This is a genomic window from Erwinia sp. 198, assembly GCF_003937915.1.
GTDB lineage: Bacteria > Pseudomonadota > Gammaproteobacteria > Enterobacterales > Enterobacteriaceae > Erwinia > Erwinia aeris.
On sequence record NZ_RHUM01000014.1, the window covers coordinates 1 to 16,042 of the forward strand.

Annotated in this window: 15 protein-coding genes and 2 tRNA genes; 13 read left to right on the forward strand and 4 right to left on the reverse strand. The window is 58.5% G+C overall.

The window, feature by feature from the left end; all coding sequences use genetic code 11:
* From EGK14_RS17775 to rsmC, 3 genes are all read right to left on the reverse strand, one after another.
* Positions 1–87 (reverse strand) — tRNA-Leu (locus EGK14_RS17775).
* A 33-nt stretch (positions 88–120) separates the two neighbouring features.
* Positions 121–207 (reverse strand) — tRNA-Leu (locus tag EGK14_RS17780).
* Positions 208–449: 242 nt separating this feature from the next.
* Positions 450–1,484 (reverse strand): 16S rRNA (guanine(1207)-N(2))-methyltransferase RsmC, encoded by a 1,035-nt coding sequence (rsmC, locus tag EGK14_RS17785; protein ID WP_125290431.1) that lies wholly within the window; start codon positions 1,482–1,484, stop codon positions 450–452.
* A gap of 106 nt (positions 1,485–1,590) precedes the next feature.
* On the opposite strand from rsmC, the gene EGK14_RS17790 reads away from it, so the two are divergent.
* The 12 genes from EGK14_RS17790 (at position 1,591) to tssC (ending at position 14,995) form a co-directional block, all read left to right on the forward strand.
* A complete protein-coding gene (locus EGK14_RS17790) occupies positions 1,591–2,010 on the forward strand; it encodes a DNA polymerase III subunit psi (RefSeq protein WP_125290543.1) in 420 nt (139 codons plus the stop codon).
* A complete protein-coding gene (gene rimI, locus EGK14_RS17795) occupies positions 1,973–2,413 on the forward strand; it encodes a ribosomal protein S18-alanine N-acetyltransferase (protein ID WP_125290432.1) in 441 nt (146 codons plus the stop codon). Before EGK14_RS17790 ends, rimI begins: the two co-directional genes overlap by 38 nt.
* Positions 2,414–2,422: 9 nt before the next feature.
* Positions 2,423–3,103 (forward strand): pyrimidine 5'-nucleotidase, encoded by a 681-nt coding sequence (gene yjjG, locus EGK14_RS17800; protein WP_125290433.1) that lies wholly within the window; start codon positions 2,423–2,425, stop codon positions 3,101–3,103.
* Positions 3,104–3,984: 881 nt separating this feature from the next.
* The gene (locus tag EGK14_RS17805) at positions 3,985–4,482 is read left to right on the forward strand and encodes an SH3 domain-containing protein (RefSeq protein ID WP_125290434.1); all 498 of its coding nucleotides are present in this window, start codon (positions 3,985–3,987) and stop codon (positions 4,480–4,482) included.
* Between the two features lie 32 nt (positions 4,483–4,514).
* Positions 4,515–5,006 (forward strand): type VI secretion system lipoprotein TssJ, encoded by a 492-nt coding sequence (gene tssJ, locus EGK14_RS17810; protein ID WP_199746472.1) that lies wholly within the window; start codon positions 4,515–4,517, stop codon positions 5,004–5,006.
* 24 nt (positions 5,007–5,030) lie between these two features.
* Entirely contained in the window at positions 5,031–6,371 is a 1,341-nt protein-coding gene (gene tssK, locus EGK14_RS17815) for a type VI secretion system baseplate subunit TssK (RefSeq protein ID WP_125290436.1), read from the forward strand.
* Between the two features lie 17 nt (positions 6,372–6,388).
* Positions 6,389–7,621, forward strand: a complete 1,233-nt coding sequence (locus tag EGK14_RS17820) for a DotU family type VI secretion system protein (RefSeq protein WP_125290437.1) — start codon at positions 6,389–6,391, stop codon at positions 7,619–7,621.
* A 3-nt stretch (positions 7,622–7,624) separates the two neighbouring features.
* A complete protein-coding gene (tssM, locus tag EGK14_RS17825) occupies positions 7,625–11,221 on the forward strand; it encodes a type VI secretion system membrane subunit TssM (protein ID WP_125290438.1) in 3,597 nt (1,198 codons plus the stop codon).
* A gap of 14 nt (positions 11,222–11,235) precedes the next feature.
* Entirely contained in the window at positions 11,236–11,922 is a 687-nt protein-coding gene (gene tagF, locus EGK14_RS17830; RefSeq protein WP_125290439.1) for a type VI secretion system-associated protein TagF, read from the forward strand.
* A gap of 9 nt (positions 11,923–11,931) precedes the next feature.
* Positions 11,932–12,939, forward strand: coding sequence for a type VI secretion system protein TssA (tssA, locus tag EGK14_RS17835; RefSeq protein ID WP_125290440.1), 1,008 nt, complete (start codon positions 11,932–11,934; stop codon positions 12,937–12,939).
* A 26-nt stretch (positions 12,940–12,965) separates the two neighbouring features.
* On the forward strand, positions 12,966–13,505 hold the full coding sequence (tssB, locus tag EGK14_RS17840; RefSeq protein ID WP_199746474.1) for a type VI secretion system contractile sheath small subunit: 540 nt from the start codon (positions 12,966–12,968) through the stop codon (positions 13,503–13,505).
* Positions 13,502–14,995 carry a type VI secretion system contractile sheath large subunit gene (gene tssC, locus EGK14_RS17845; RefSeq protein ID WP_125290442.1) on the forward strand — a complete coding sequence of 498 codons (1,494 nt, stop codon included), beginning with the start codon at positions 13,502–13,504 and terminating at the stop codon, positions 14,993–14,995. The genes tssB and tssC overlap by 4 nt, the downstream gene beginning before the upstream one ends.
* Before the next feature lie 85 nt (positions 14,996–15,080).
* On the opposite strand, the gene EGK14_RS17850 is transcribed toward tssC, so the two are convergent.
* Positions 15,081–15,293 (reverse strand): hypothetical protein, encoded by a 213-nt coding sequence (locus EGK14_RS17850; RefSeq protein ID WP_125290443.1) that lies wholly within the window; start codon positions 15,291–15,293, stop codon positions 15,081–15,083.
* Positions 15,294–15,548: 255 nt separating this feature from the next.
* Between EGK14_RS17850 and EGK14_RS17855 the strand changes: the two genes are divergently transcribed.
* Positions 15,549–16,031, forward strand: a complete 483-nt coding sequence (locus tag EGK14_RS17855; RefSeq protein ID WP_125290444.1) for a type VI secretion system tube protein Hcp — start codon at positions 15,549–15,551, stop codon at positions 16,029–16,031.
* Positions 16,032–16,042: the final 11 nt, after the last annotated feature.

Sequence of the window (16,042 nt, forward strand, 5' to 3'; positions counted from 1 at the left end):
TGGTGCGAAGAGAGGGACTTGAACCCTCACGTCCGTAAGAACACTAACACCTGAAGCTAGCGCGTCTACCAATTCCGCCACCTTCGCGCAGATGCTGCGTAATATGAATAACGTGGTTTTTGGTGCGAAGAGAGGGACTTGAACCCTCACGTCCGTAAGGACACTAACACCTGAAGCTAGCGCGTCTACCAATTCCGCCACCTTCGCGTACCGTCAACATAACAACGTTATATTGCAACCACGGAGGCGCATTCTAGAGATTTTCCCCGACACGTCAACAGTTATTTAACGCGGCTGCGGCGATCGCTGCAAAAAGCGTCATCGGGTTGAGGCAGGCAGAGCAATCAGTGCGCAAAAAGCGGCATCTGGCTGGCGGGAAGACGGCAATTACCGTCCGGGAAAAGAAGAGGGCAGCGTCCCACACCGGAAAAGGTGCGGGACGGAATAAATTAGCGCTTCGTTTTGGCCGCGCGTGACCAGACGGCGCGATAGACTTTAAATCGGCCCGTCTGCGCCAGTACTTCGTGGCTGCCGAAGGTTTCATCCAGCACCTGTGCATAAGGCAGGAAGGCGTTGGCGACAATACGCAGTTCGCCGCCCATATTCAGATGTTTAGCCGCGCCGCGGATCAGCGTCTGCGCCGCGTCCAGGCTGGTCTGCATGCCGTCATGGAACGGTGGATTGGAGATAATCAGATCGAAACGTCCCTGCACGTCGGAATAGACGTTGCTGGCGAAGACCTCGCCTTCCAGCTCGTTGGCGGCCAGCGTGGCTTTGCTCGCTTCTACCGCTGCGGCGTTAACGTCGGTCAGCGTCAGACGCACCTTCGGCGAGAAGCGCGCCAGCATAGCGGAAAGCACGCCCGCGCCGCAGCCGATATCCAGCACTTTGCCTTTCATATGCGGCGTCAGCGTGGACAGCAGCAGGTTGCTGCCCGCATCCAGGCCGTCGCGGCTGAACACGCCCGGCAGCGTTTTGATGGTCAGATCGCCCAGCTCGTAATCGTTCCAGTACGCCTTAGCGTCAAATTCTGGCTGCGCATCCAGCCGCCCGTGATAAAGTCCGCAGCGGCGTGCGCTGTCGATCTTATTCAGAGTGGCCCAGCCTTCCACGATATCCGTGGCGCTGCGCACGCCGCTGCGGTTTTCGCCGACGATAAACAGCTCGCTGCCGACCGGCAATAAAGAGAGCAGGTTTTCCAGCTGGAACAGCGCTTCCGGCTTGTTTTTCGGCCAGAAATAGACCAGCGTGTCGCAGTCGGCGACCATTTCCGGCGTCGCCACCAGACCATAAAAGGCATTTTCACCCATCATGCGGCTGAGGATCTGCCAGTGATGATATTGCTGGGTATGTACCCGGCTCAGCGCGGTATCCAGTTGGGCGGGCAGGTCATCCTGCAGATCGCCAGCAAACAGCACGCGGCGTTGAGTAAATTCATCACTGTGGCGCAGTATCACTTCACTGGCCGGGGTAAATGCGGACATCGGTGGCTCCTTACAAATCAGAGCGGCGATTATAGTGGTTTGTTGGCGCAGATTCGATGGGTTTGCTAGCATAGCGTCGCAATTGGGCGACCAGACGGGAAAAATGATGTCTTCCAGACGTGACTGGTTATTACAGCAGATGGGTATTACGCAGTATACGCTGCGGCGTCCGCGCGCCCTGCACGGCGAAGTCTCTGTTTCGCTGCCGGAACAGACCCGGCTGATCATCGTGGCGGAAACGCCGCCGCCGTTAACCGATCCGCTGATCCGCGACGTGCTGGCCGCGCTGCTGATGCGCGAGCATGAGGTGATGGCGCTGACGCCGGAGCAGCTGGCTATGCTGCCCGACGACACGCGCTGCCCCAGCTGGTGCCTGGGCCTGGCCGAGCCGGTCGCGATCGACGGCGCTCAACTCGCTTCGCCCGTACTGGCGGAGCTTTACCATAATGCCGACGCCAAACGCGCGCTCTGGCAGCAGATCACCCATTATGAATCCGATTTCTTTACTGACGCCGCAAGATCTTGACCGCGCTTTCGCCATTGAGCAGCGCAGCCACGCTTTTCCCTGGAGTGAAAAAACCTTTGCCAGCAACCAGGGCGAGCGCTATCTGAACTACCGGCTGGATGTCGGTACGGAAATGGCGGCCTTCGCTATCACGCAAATCGTGCTGGACGAGGCCACGCTGTTTAATCTCGCGGTCGATCCGGCTTTTCAGCGTCGCGGCCTTGGCCGAACGCTGCTGCAACATCTGATCGGCGAACTGGAACAGCGCGGCGTGCTGACGCTGTGGCTGGAAGTTCGCGCCTCGAATCGGGCCGCCATCGCGCTTTATCAGCAGCTCGATTTCAATGAGGTATCGGTACGCCGTAACTATTACCCCACCGCCGGGGGGAAGGAAGATGCCATTATCATGGCGCTAACTATTTAAGGGTAACGAATGCTTAAAGAGTGGGACTGGATATTGTTTGACGCTGACGACACGCTGTTTCACTTTGATGCGTACGCCGGGTTGCAGCGTCTGTTTCAGCAGTATGACGTGGTGTTCTCAGCGGATGATTATCAGGAATACCAGTCGGTTAACAAACCGCTGTGGGTAGAGTATCAGAACGGCGCTATTACCGCGCTTCAGCTACAGCACCAGCGTTTCCAGGGCTGGGCCGACAGGCTGAACGTCACGCCGCTCGATCTCAACAACGGTTTTTTGAGCGCGATGGCCGAGCTTTGCCTGCCGCTGACCGGCGCGGTGAATTTGCTCAACAGCCTGAAGGGTAACGTGAAGATGGGCATCATCACCAACGGCTTTACCGCCCTGCAACAAATCCGCCTGGAGCGCACCGGTTTTCTGGACTATTTCGACCTGCTGGTGATTTCCGAACAGGTCGGTCACGCCAAGCCGCATCCGGCTATCTTCGATCACGCGCTGGAAAAGATGGGCAATCCCTCGCGCGAGCGGGTAATGATGGTAGGCGACAACCCCGATTCAGACATTCTGGGCGGGATGCGCGCCGGGCTGGCGACCTGCTGGCTGAACGCCGATAACCGTCCTTTGCCCGACGGCATAACCCCGACCTGGCAGGTCGCCACGCTACAGGAACTCGAAGAGATTCTGATTGCTTAAGTTTGGCTTTTCCGCAGCAAAAACCTCTCAATTTTTCTTTAGTCAGCGTAAGTAACTGGATGGGACGGAAATAATCGCCTCATCCGATACTTTATTTTTTTTATTTTCTCTCCGAAATTACCTTTCTCCCCTGTATTAAAGTTCAGTGCCAGCACGGACTGAGGCTATATAATATTTAGTTATTTATAATTAGTTTTTTAGTAACTAAATGCAATTGCAGGGTGAAGAAAACATCATCAAAAAGGGGCGCTTTCGGAAAAATGTGCGCCAGAACGGTCAAATTTTGTTTATTTTTTTTACATTAGCAAGGCTAAAGCTTTGCTGTGGCGGGGCATAACGTTGAATAATTGGAAGGACTCTGTAAACTTGCCGAAAAAAGGGAGGGTTAATCCCTGGGTTTTATACGGGCAGCCTGCTTCAGTACTGGCCCGTGCGGTAGCTATGGTGACGCAGAATAAATGACTAATTGGTTCATTTATCTGACGTTATTGTTTTTTTTGTCCGCATAATTGCTACGGACAATCAATAAAGAAAATCTGAAAAAACGGTTACCTGAACGGTTAATTTTCAGACGGATCGAGCACGGCATGCCGCAAAAAATCGCTGAATGTCCAGCTTTAAATGGTGCTATAACACGGTCAGCGCCTGTTTTAATCGCTGGCTTGCTTAATAATTAATCCGCTAACCAGACGTTGCTCTCCCGCTGGCGGGTAAACAGGAACGCTTCGGTTGTGTTAACCATTGTACTAATCGGGCGCGGCAGAGGCTGTTTTTCCACGTGGTGCGGCCAGCCAATAGCTGACTTTTGCTTCAGGCTGCCCGGGCCGCTTCCCGTCGCGCTTTCGCACACGCCTTTTTAAACAGAAATCATGAGGACCCGGGTGAAAATTCGAATTGCACTAAGCCTGCTTTTTGTTCTGACTGTGGCGGGATGTAAGGCGCCGCCGCCGCCAATGACCGACGATACGATCGTTTCCAGCACCGTCGACGGCGTTAAGCTGACCTATCGCCATGCGGTACAGCCGCCGCTCTCTTTCACCCCGGTGAACGAGGAATATCGGGCGCTTTACGCCGCTTCGGTGATGACGCGCCCTGACTTTGGCGGCAAGCTGGTCAGCCATCTGGAAAACGGCAAGCCCTATACCGTGCTCGGCTCGGTTGAAAACAACTGGTTCGCCATCGCCGAAAGCGGAGAAGAGCAGCTGATTGGCTACGTGCCGCTGCGCGCCGTAGTGAAAAGCGATCTTTACGATAAGACTGTAAAAGCCGATGCCCGCCGCAAACGCGTTCGCGCGCCGGCGAAAAAGACCTGCGTTGCGGTGGATGGCGACAGCAAAGCCTGCCAGAACAGCAACAGCGGAACCTGGGTGATCGACTAATCCGGTAGCTAATAATCCAGTAGCTAATAATCATGAACAGAAACGTTTTGCGCCTGAGCTTTCAGGCGCTTTTCCTGATGGCATTCAGCTTGCTGACAGGCTGCACTTCGCACAGCGTACCTTCTCACTACAGCCTGGCGTTCAGGCACCCTTCGCAGATTAATCATGGCGCGCCGCTGAAGGTGCGCGTATTGCTGCTCCGGTCCGACGCCGATTTCCTGTCCGCCGATTTTTATTCGCTGCAAAACAAAACGGGTGCTCTGCTGGGCGGCGCGTTGCTGAACAGCGAACAACTCTTCCTGATGCCCGGAAAAAGCGCCGATACCCTGAGCGGGCCGCTGCCGGCCGAGGCTCGGTATATAGGCGTGCTTGCAGAATACCAGTCGCTCGACGGCAAAAAGTGGCGCCTTGCGCTGCCGTTGCCGTCCGGCGCGGACGCCAGCACGATCTGGCAGCAGACGGACAGCCTGCTGCAGGCCACCCTCGTCGCTAACGACAGCGGACTCCTTGCCGTCAGTCACTGACGCCAGCCTGAAAACGGAAGCCTTATGAACAAAGCAGAAAAAGTGGTCTGGACCGAAGGCATGTTCCTGCGCCCGCATCATTTTCAGCAGGCGGAAAGCTATCAGCAAAGCCTGCTGAATCAGTGGGGCCAGGCGCAGCGACCCTATATGTGGGGCTTTCTCGACTACGAAATTGACGAGGCGCTGCTGCGCCAGGGTAAAGTCGCCCTCAGTTCGGCCAGCGGGCTGCTGCCCGACGGCACCTTCTTCTCGTTCCGTGACGGCAAAAACGGCCCGCCGCCGCTGGCAATACCGGACGGACAGGGCAGTGAAAAAGTGCTGCTGGCGCTGCCCGCGCGCCGCAACGGCCGCGACGAGGTGATCTTCAGCGAAACTGCCGACTCACTGGCGCGCTATATCACGTTTGAGCAAGAGGTAGACGACTGCAACGCGCTGTCGGTCAGCCCGGCCGCCGTGCAGTTCGGCAAGCTGCGCCTGCGCCTGATGCTGGAAAGCGAGCTGAGCGCCGAATGGACGGCGATGGCCGTGGTAAAAGTGCTGGAGAAGCGCAGCAATCAGGTGCGGCTGGAAAGCGGCTATATTCCGCCGATGCTGAACTGCGGCGCCAGCCCGCAGCTTGGCGACTACCTCAACGATATGCCAGGCCTGTTGCAGCAGCGCAGCCAGCAAATCGGCCAGCGGCTCCAGCAGCCGGGGCGTTTCAATACTGCGGATATGGTCGACTTTATGCTGCTGGCGTTGGTTAACCACCATCTGGGCCACGTCAGCCACCTGAAAAATCTGCCGCTGCTGCACCCGGAAACCCTTTTCGCCAGCTGGCTGGCGTTTGCCTGTGAGCTGGCGACCTACACGCCGCAGCGTTTTCCGGACGGTTCGCTGCCGGTTTACGACCATGACGATTTGGCGCGCTGCTTTGGCAGGCTGATGCTGATGCTGCGTCAGGGGCTGTCGCAGGTGCTGGAAGAAAATGCCGTGCAGCTGCCGCTGACCGAACGGTCGCACGGGCTGAACGTGGCGACGGTGCCGACCAGCTCAATGGTGCGCGAGTTTGGCTTTGTGCTGGCGGTGCGCGCCAGCGTGCCTGCCGATACGCTGCTGACCCACTTCCCTGCGCAGATGAAAGTCGCGCCTGTTACAAAAATCCGCGATCTGGTGCAGCTACAGCTGCCGGGTATGATCCTGCGTCCGATGTCGGTCGCGCCGCCGCAGATCCCGTGGCACGCCGGCTACAGCTATTTTGAACTGGATAAGGGCAGCGAGCTTTGGCAGGAAATGGAAAAGTCCGGCACCTTCGCGCTTCATCTCGCCGGCGATTTTCCCGGCCTCGCCATGGAATTCTGGGCCATTCGTAGTCATTCCGCCTGACGTCAGGAGCAAGAGACATGCAGCAACGACAGGCCGCCGCACAGGGCGACATTTTTTCGGGCGCGAGCAGCGTTAACCCGCTGGTTGCGGCGGCAAATCCCCTACTGAATGCAATCCCGCAGATCCGCCACTCGGTGACGCACGCCGATCCTGGCGGACTGCGCCAGCGGCTGATCGATGAAATCCGCCAGTTTGAAATGCACTGCCAGCGCGCCGGGCTGCCTTACGAGGTGATTATCGGCGCGCGCTACTGCCTGTGCACCGCTATTGACGAGGCGGCGGCGCTGACGCCCTGGGGCAGCGCCGCCTGGCCGGGGCAGGGCCTGCTGGTGACCTTTCATAATGAAACCTGGGGCGGCGAGAAGTTTTTCCAACTGCTGGCCAAGCTGTCGCAGAATCCGCGCGAACAGATTGTGCTGCTGGAGCTGATCAACTACTGCCTGCAGCTGGGATTTGAAGGGCGCTATCGCGTGCTGGATAACGGCCGTTCCCAGCTGGAGACGATCAAAAGCCGCCTGCTGCAAATGATCCGTTCGGTGCGCGGCGGCTATCCGCCGCCGCTGTCGCCGCATCCGGAAGATCATCCGGTCACGCGCAGGCTGTGGCGGCCGGTTGTGCCGCTGTGGGCCTGTGCCGCGCTGGTGGGTCTGCTGGCCTGTCTGCTCTACATCCTGCTGAACTGGCGGCTGAGCGACGCGACCAGCCCGGTGCTGGCCTCGGTGTATCAGACCTCGCTGCCGGAAGTAACCATTCACAATCCCGCGCCGCCCGCGCCCGCCGCGCTGAACCTGAAAGCCTTCCTGAAGCCGGAAATCGACGAGGGACTGGTGTCGGTGAAAGACGAAGCGGACCAAAGCGTGGTGACGCTGAAAGGCGACGGCCTGTTTACCTCCGGCTCCACGACCGTGCGCGGCCGCTATGAAGAGGTGCTGGATCGCATTGCTCAGGCGATGAACAACGTCAGCGGCCGCATTCTGGTAATTGGCTATAGCGACAACGTGCCGATCCGCAGCGCCCGCTTCGCCTCTAACTACGAGCTGTCGTTGGCAAGAGCGAAATCGGTGCAGGAACGGCTACAGCAGACGCTGAGCCAGCCCGCGCGCGTGAAGGCGGAAGGGCGCGGTGAAACCAATCCGCTGGTACCGAACACCACCGCTGCCAATCGGGCGCGCAACCGCCGTGTGGATATCACGCTGCTGGTTTCCCCTGACAACACCCGCGCGGAACTGACGTCGCAGCAAGGAAATTAACGGATGATGAATATTCTGTTTGCCATTATGACCAACCGGCTGATGTGGGGCTTTCTCGGCATTACCGCGCTGTCATTCATTATCTGGGTGATCGGGCCGGTTTTCTCTATCGTCGACTCGCGGCCGCTGGAGCCGGAAGTCAATCGCCAGATCAGTATCGCGCTGCTGTATATCGCCTGGGGCCTGAGCAACGTGGTGCCGCGTCTTTACAACGCCTGGCTGAACCGCAAGCTGATGGGTAGCCTGAATCCGGCCACGGAGGAGAACGATCCGAACGTCAAGCGCCTGACCAGCGAAGATCGCGTACTGGCGGAGCGCTTTACCGAAGCCGCCGAGCTGTTGAAAAAAGCGCACTTCAGCCGCGCGGGCAACCGCCGCTGGACGCAGCGCTTCAGCCGTCAGTATCTCTACCAGCTGCCGTGGTATGTGATTATCGGCGCACCCGGCGCGGGGAAAACCACCGCGCTGGCGAATTCCGGCCTGCAGTTTCCGCTGGCCGACCGCTTTGGCAAAGCCGCCCTGCGCGGCATCGGCGGCACGCGCAACTGCGACTGGTGGTTTACCAACGAGGCGGTGCTGCTGGATACGGCGGGTCGCTACACCACGCAGGAGAGCGAGCAGCAGCAGGACGCCAGCGAGTGGAGCAAATTTATCGATCTGCTGCGCAAGTACCGCGGTCGCCAGCCGGTCAACGGCGTGATCGTCACCGTCAGCGTCTCAGACCTGATGACCCAGTCGGCGGAGGCCTCGCGTCAGCAGGCGCTGTCGCTGCGCCAGCGGCTGATGGAGCTGCACGAACAGCTGGGCATTCGCTTTCCGGTTTATATGCTGGTAACCAAAACCGATTTGCTGAAGGGCTTTAACGCCTATTTCAGCAAGTTTGATAAAGCGCAGCGCGATCAGGTCTGGGGCTTCACCTTTCCCTGGGAGCGCGCGAAACAGGCCGATTTCGATCTGCTCGGCGCTTTCACGCAGGAATACGCGCTGCTGCAGCAGCGGCTGGATGCGGGCCTGCCGGATACGCTGATCCAGGAAAGCGATGCCCAAACCCGTGCGGAAAGCTATCTGTTCCCGCAGGAGTTCGCGGCGCTGCGTCCGCTGCTTAACGACTACCTGGAGACGGTATTCAGTCGCTCCAACTTTGAAACGCAGTTTTCGCCGCGCGGTATCTATTTCGCCAGCGGCACCCAGGAAGGCCTGCCGTTCGACCGGGTGATGGGCGAGCTGAGCCGTACGCTTCAGCTGCCAGCGTCCGACAGCGGCAACAGCGGTGCCTGGGATAAGGTGGATAAAGCCGCACCTATTCCCGGCAACAAAGGCCAGAGCTTCTTCTTAAAGGATCTGCTACAAAACGTGATCTTTCAGGAGGCGGGCCTGGCGGGAAGCAACCGCTGGTGGGAGCTGCGTAACCGCGCGGTGCTCTGGTCCGGCTACGTGCTGCTGCTGGGCGCGCTGATCGTCGCCACGCTGCTTTGGAGCACCAGCTACCGCAACAACAAAGCCTGGCTGGCGGAAGTGCAGGCGAAGGTGCCGAAAATTAACGCGCTGGGCCAGGATTTGCAGACGGCCGATCTCTGGTCGCTGTTGCCTTATCTGAACGGCGTGCTGCATCTGCCGGACAGCGCCGATTTTGACCTTAACGATCCGCCGATTACGCGCCGCATGGGGCTGTACCGTGGCGAAGAGGTCAGCGACGCCACCCAGGCGCTTTACCAGAAAGCGCTGAAACAGCTGGTGATGCCGCAGGTGGCGCAGCTTATCACCAGCTGGCTGCGCGCGGATAACGGCAGCGACGCAGACTATAGCTACGAAGCGCTGAAGGCTTACCAGATGCTCTATCAGCCGAAGCACTACGACGGTAAGTTCCTGCATGCGTGGGTGATGCTGAATATCGCCCGCAGCCAGCCGCAGAACGTCACGCAGGCACAGATCAAACAGCTTGACTGGCATCTGGCGCAGCTGCTGGAAACGCAAATCCAGGCATCACCCTATGCAAGGGATGATGCACTGGTAAAGCGCGAGCAGGCGCTCATTAATCAGATGCCGCTGTCACAGCGCGTCTATGGCCGCCTCAAACGCCTGCTGGAACGGGACGACAGCCTGAAGCCGGTTTCCCTGGCGCTGTTGGGCGGCCCGCAGAGCGAGCTGGTCTTTGCGCGCAAGAGCGGTAAATCGATTAGCGAAGGTATTCCGGGCCTGTTTACGCCAGAGGGCTACTGGAACAGCTTCGATAAAAATATCGCTTCCGTCACTAAATCACTGCACGACGACGACCGTTGGGTGCTGAGCGAGACGGTGCAGGACGAAACGCAGCAGCAGACCGATTACGCCGTACGCCAGCTCTATATGAGCGACTATATGCGGCAGTGGGACGGGCTGTTGCAGGATATCCAGCTGAACAACAGCGCAGATCTGTCGCAGCGCATTAACGCGGCACGGTTACTTTCGGGCAATAATTCGCCGCTGCGCAAGCTGGTGATTAATCTCAGCCACTATCTGGTGCTGGACAAGGCCGCGCCGGAAGCCGGCAAGGAAGAGGGAAACAAAGCGCAGGCCAGCAGCACGCTGGAGGCGCTGTTCCATGCCCGCCAGACGGCCACGGCAGCCAGCCAGCAGCAGCAAACGCCGGAGCAGTCAGTAACCGCTCACTTTGCTCCTGTTACCGAGCTGGCGCAGCCGCTGGAGAAGGGCGGGAAAACCATCGCCTTTGATGATTTCCTGCATCAGATTGATGACCTGTATCGCTACCTTACCGCCGTGCAGGATGCCGCCAACAGCGGCATGCCGCCGCCGACCAGCGACGCCATCAGCCGGTTGCAGGCCAGCGCAGGCCGCCTGCCCGGCTCGTTGCAGAACATGTTTACCAGTATGGCCGTTGGCGCCAGCAGCGACACCCAGCGCCGCGATTTAGACAATATCCGCAAGCGCATCAACGTTGAGGTCGGCAGCTTCTGTCGCCAGGCGATTGCCGGACGCTATCCGCTGTCGCATTCGGCGCGTGCGGAAGTGACGCCGGACGATCTGGCGCGCATGTTCGCGCCGGGCAGCGGGCTGATGGACACCTTTTTCCGCGACAACCTGGCGAACAAGGTTGATACCACCCAGGCCAGCTGGCGCTTTATGCCCGGCATCGATGGCAAAACGCTGCCGGGTGGCGAAAGCGTGCTGCGGCCTTTTCAGCAGGCGCAGAGCATTCGTGACGCCTTCTTTGCCAACGGCGCGACCACGCCTTCTTACCGCGTGACGGTGCGTACCGGCCAGATGGATAACGATATTCTGACCATGACGCTGGATGTGGACGGGCAGCTGCTGCAATACAGCCACGGCCCGCAGGCGGTGCAGCTGATGAGCTGGCCCGGCCCCGGCGGCACCAGCCAGGTGCGCATGCAGCTTGGCCTGGCTAACGGCACCACCGCCACGCTGGTCACTAACGGCGCCTGGGCGCTGAACCGGTTCTTCGACCGCGCGCAGCTCTCCGCAGGCGGCAGCAGCCTTAGCCGCCTGGCCTCTTTTAACGTCAGCGGCCATCACGTGACGCTGGAATTTACGCCGAACAGCATTCGTAATCCGTTCCAGCTGCCCGGTTTCGCCTGCCCATGAGCCGGGAGAACAACATGAGTCAGACGCCCGCACTCTGCTGGTATGGAAAGCTGCCGAGCGGCGGCGATTTTTTAAAGCGTCGCTTCCCGGACGCGCTGCTGGCGCAGTGGTCGCACTGGTTTCAGGTCGGGCTGCTGCATCGCCAGGAAAACACCGAGGGCGAACGGCAGTTTGCCGACGCGCCGGTCTGGAACTTTGTGGTGCCGCCGATGCTGGGCGGCCAGCAGATCCAGATGGGTTGCCTGGTACCCTCGCGCGACAGCGTTGGCCGGCTTTATCCGCTTTGCGCGCTGATCACCTTTTCGCCGCAGAGCTGGACGCAGGCGCAGCTGGCGCTGGCGGGCGACTGGTATCAGCAGCTGGGCCGTATCCTGCTGAATGCCGTACGTGAAGGTTGGTCGTCGGCACAGCTCGATGGCGCGCTGCTGGCGCTGAATCTGCCTCGGCCGCAGCAGTCGGCCATTCTTGACGCCATCGGCTACCACCAGCAGCCGGTTACGCTGAGCTGGCGACGCGCGTCGGACTGCTTTGATCCGCAGCACTACACCAGCTTCTGGTGGACGAATCAGGCCGACGGCAAGCCGCTTTATACCCACGTGCACAGCGGCAACTTCACCGGCCAGCTGTTTTCGATGCTGTTCGATCCGGCCGCTGGCGCAAAGCCTGGCCGCCACGGTCTTTATCCGCCGATGTTCGAGTAAGGAACTGCCATGAATCTTGACGAGCTACTAGCCCCCATCAGCAGCGATCGGCCGTGCGGGGAAAACCTGGAATATGACGCCGACTATATGGCGATGGAGCAGGCCAGCGCGGGCAAAGCCGAGCAGCAGTTTGGCGACACTATTATCCCCGCTGAACCGGCGGACTGGAACAAGGTGGCCAGGCTGGCGGGCAGCCTGCTGACGCGCAGCAAAGATCTGCGCGTGATGCTGGCGCTGACCCAGGCCTGGACCCAGCTGCGGGGCTTAAGCGGCTATGCCGACGGCCTGCAGCTGATCAAGCAGTCGCTGCTGCTCTACTGGGAGCCGCTGTGGCCGGTACTGACCGAAGACGGCGACTACGATCCTTTTTACCGTATCAACGCGCTGGCGGCTCTGGGTGATAAGTCAGCGCTTACTACGGCTTTGCGCCAGTCGCTGCTGCTGCGTAACGCCGCCGATCAGCTTTCTCTGCGCGACGCCTGTGCGCTGCTGGACGGCAGCAAAAGCGAGTGCGACGAGTTCCCCGGCGGCCGTGCAAGGCTGCTGGACGAGCTGGCCCGAAGCGAGCAGCCGGGCATTATTGCTATTCGCAGCATAAGTGAGCGGTTACAAACCATTCGCGAAACGCTGATGGAGCACCTGGGCGAAAGCGGCGTGCCGGAAATGGCGCAGCTGCTGAAAACGGTCAATACCGTCGCGCAGGCCTGCGAAATGACCGACGTCAGCGCTCTGCTCCCGCAGACCGCCAGTGAAGAGGTGGAAAGCGCCCCGACGCAGCAGCCGGTCAGGGCGACGCAGACCGACTGGCGCAGCGTGCAGCCCGCATCGCGCGCCGATGCGCAGCTGATGCTGGAAAAGGTGAAACAGTATTTTGTGCAGCACGAACCCAGCCATCCGGCACCGCTGATGATCGACCGCGTACAGCGCATGATCGAGATGGACTTTATGAGCATTATCCGCGACCTGGCGCCGGACGGCGTGCATCAGCTGGAAAACATTTTCGGGCGTCACGACTGAGGCGTCCTGATTAATCGCGCATACCAATGGAGAACATTATGGCTAGTAAATCCAGCGGGCAGAAATTTATCGCCCGTAACCGCGCGCCGCGCGTACAGATCGAGTATGACGTGGAGATCTACGGCGCAGAACGCAAAATCGAGCTGCCTTTTGTGATGGGCGTGATGGCCGATCTGGTCGGCAAGCCGGTCGATAACCTGCCGTCGGTCGACGAACGCAAATTTATGGATATCGACGTCGATAACTTTGACGAGCGCATGAAGGCGCTGAAGCCGCGCGTGGCTTTCCAGGCGCAAAACACGCTGACCGGCGAAGGCAATCTGAATATCGATCTGACCTTCAACAGCATGGAAGATTTTTCGCCGGACGCGGTGGCGCGTAACGTCGAGCCGCTGAACAAGCTGCTGGATGCGCGTACCCAGCTTTCCAACCTGCTGACCTATATGGACGGCAAAAACGGCGCGGAAGAGCTGATTGCCAAAATCCTCAAGGATCCGACGCTGCTGCAATCTCTCAGCCATCTGCCAAAGCAGGATGACGCGGCTAAAGAAGGAGAGCAGGAATGACCAATCCTTCCCAGCTTGAGCAGCAGGGCCAGCAGGCCTGGAGCCAGGATGAATTCAGCTCGCTGCTGAACAAAGAGTTCCGTCCGAAAACCGACTCTGCGCGCACGGCGGTGGAAAGCGCGGTGAAAACTCTGGCGCAGCAGGCGCTGGAAAATACCGTTACCGCTTCTGACGACGCTTACCGCACCATTCAGGCGCTGATCGCCGAGATTGACGAGAAGCTGTCTAAGCAGGTCAACCAGATTATTCATCACGAAGATTTCCAGCAGCTGGAAGGCGCCTGGCGCGGCCTGAGCCATCTGGTGAATAACACTGAAACCGACGAGATGCTGAAAATCCGCTTTATGAGCATCTCGAAGAAAGAGCTGGGCCGCACGCTGAAGCGCTATAAAGGCGTCGGCTGGGATCAAAGCCCAATCTTCAAGAAAATCTACGAAGAAGAGTATGGCCAGTTCGGCGGCGAGCCGTTCGGCTGCCTGGTAGGCGACTACTACTTCGATCACAGCCCGCAGGACGTAGAGCTGCTGGGCGAGATGGCGCGTATCGGCGCGGCTTCACACTGCCCGTTTATCACCGGCACCGCGCCGGAAGTGATGCAGATGGAGTCCTGGCAGGAGCTGGCAAACCCGCGCGACCTGACCAAAATCTTCCAGAACAGCGAGTACGCCGCCTGGCGCAGCCTGCGTGAATCGGAAGATGCGCGCTACCTGGGCCTGGTGATGCCGCGCTTCCTGTCGCGTCTGCCTTACGGCATCCGCAGCAATCCGGTCGACAGCTTCGACTTTGAGGAAGAAACCGAAGGCGCGAACCACGGCAACTACACATGGGCGAACGCCGCTTACGCAATGGCGGCCAATATCAACCGTTCTTTCAAAGAGTTTGGCTGGTGTACGGCGATCCGTGGCGTGGAGTCCGGCGGCGCGGTGGAAAATCTGCCTTGCCACACTTTCCCGAGCGACGACGGCGGCGTGGACATGAAGTGCCCGACCGAAATCGCCATCAGCGACCGTCGTGAAGCCGAGCTGGCGAAAAACGGCTTTATGCCGCTGGTACACCGCAAAAACTCCGATTTCGCCGCCTTTATCGGCGCGCAGTCGCTGCAGAAGCCGACCGAGTATCACGATCCGGACGCTACCGCCAACGCACGTCTGGCCGCGCGCCTGCCGTACCTGTTCGCCTGCTGCCGCTTTGCGCATTATCTTAAGTGCATCGTGCGCGACAAGATCGGTTCCTTCCGCGAGCGCGAAGAGATGGAGCGCTGGCTGAACGACTGGGTGATGAACTACGTGGATGGCGATCCGGCCAACTCCTCACAGGAAACCAAATCCCGCAAGCCGCTGGCTTCCGCCGAGGTGCTGGTGGAAGAGCTGGAAGATAACCCGGGCTACTACGCCGCGAAATTCTTCCTGCGTCCGCACTACCAGCTGGAAGGCCTCACCGTGTCGCTGCGTCTGGTCTCTAAGCTGCCCTCGCTGAAAAGCGATGACTAAAGGCTGAAGGGAGAGTTTACCGCTGGCTCCTGACAGAAGGTAAGTCGGGATCCCCTTACAAGCTGATTAATTAAAGCTAAAGCGGTCAACGCGCTTTTTTGGCCGCTTTCCTTATCAAAAAATAGAAGCCCAGGCAGAGCGCGGTGAACAGCAGTTCACCCGAAAGAAAGCCTGAGGCGTTTATATCAAAATTTTCATAGCGGGCTACCAGCCAGATGCCGCTGGCAAGCGTGAACAGAGCATAGATGGACAGCGCTAAAAAAATAACGCTGAGTAATGACAAAAAAGTTTTTTTCATTATTTAACGATGACCTTTTAAGTGCAGCGCCATGTGATAAGTCTCTAATTTATATCTGCCAATGCTATCTGTAAATTTAATTTACTCCGCCGGGATGCTCTCTTCCCGGGAAAATAAATTTACTTCCTGGCGACGGGTTAAAAGATTTCTGTACGGTCGGCTGAAAGATCGTCGGAAAAAAGACAAAAAGCATGCCTTTTTGTCTGTCGCTGCTTTGTCAAAAGCAAAATGTCCATCAATAAAGAGTAGAAAATAATGGCTATTGATATGTTTATGAAGGTTGACGGTGTAACCGGTGAGTCTAAAGACTCTAACCACAAAGGCTGGACCGATATCACTTCTTTCTCCTGGGGTGCCTCTCAGCCAGGCAACATGTCTGTTGGCGGCGGCGGCGGTGCCGGTAAAGTTAACTTTAATGACCTGCACGTTGAAGCGCTAATCGATAAATCTACCACCGCGCTGCTGAAGAACTGTGCAAGCGGCAAGCACATCGCCAAAGTTGAGCTGTCCGTATGTAAAGCTGGCGGCACTCAGGTTGAATACAGCCGCATTACGCTGGAAGACGTGCTGGTGACTAACGTGCAGTATGTTGGTGCTGATAATGGCGATACCGTAGGCATGAGCTACTCCTTCCAGGCTTCCAAAGTGAAGCAGCAGTACTGGGAGCAGAGTGCTTCCGGCGGTAAAGGCGCAGAAAGCAGCGCTGGCTGGAACATCAAAGAAAATAAAGAAGCTTAATGTTGTAGCAG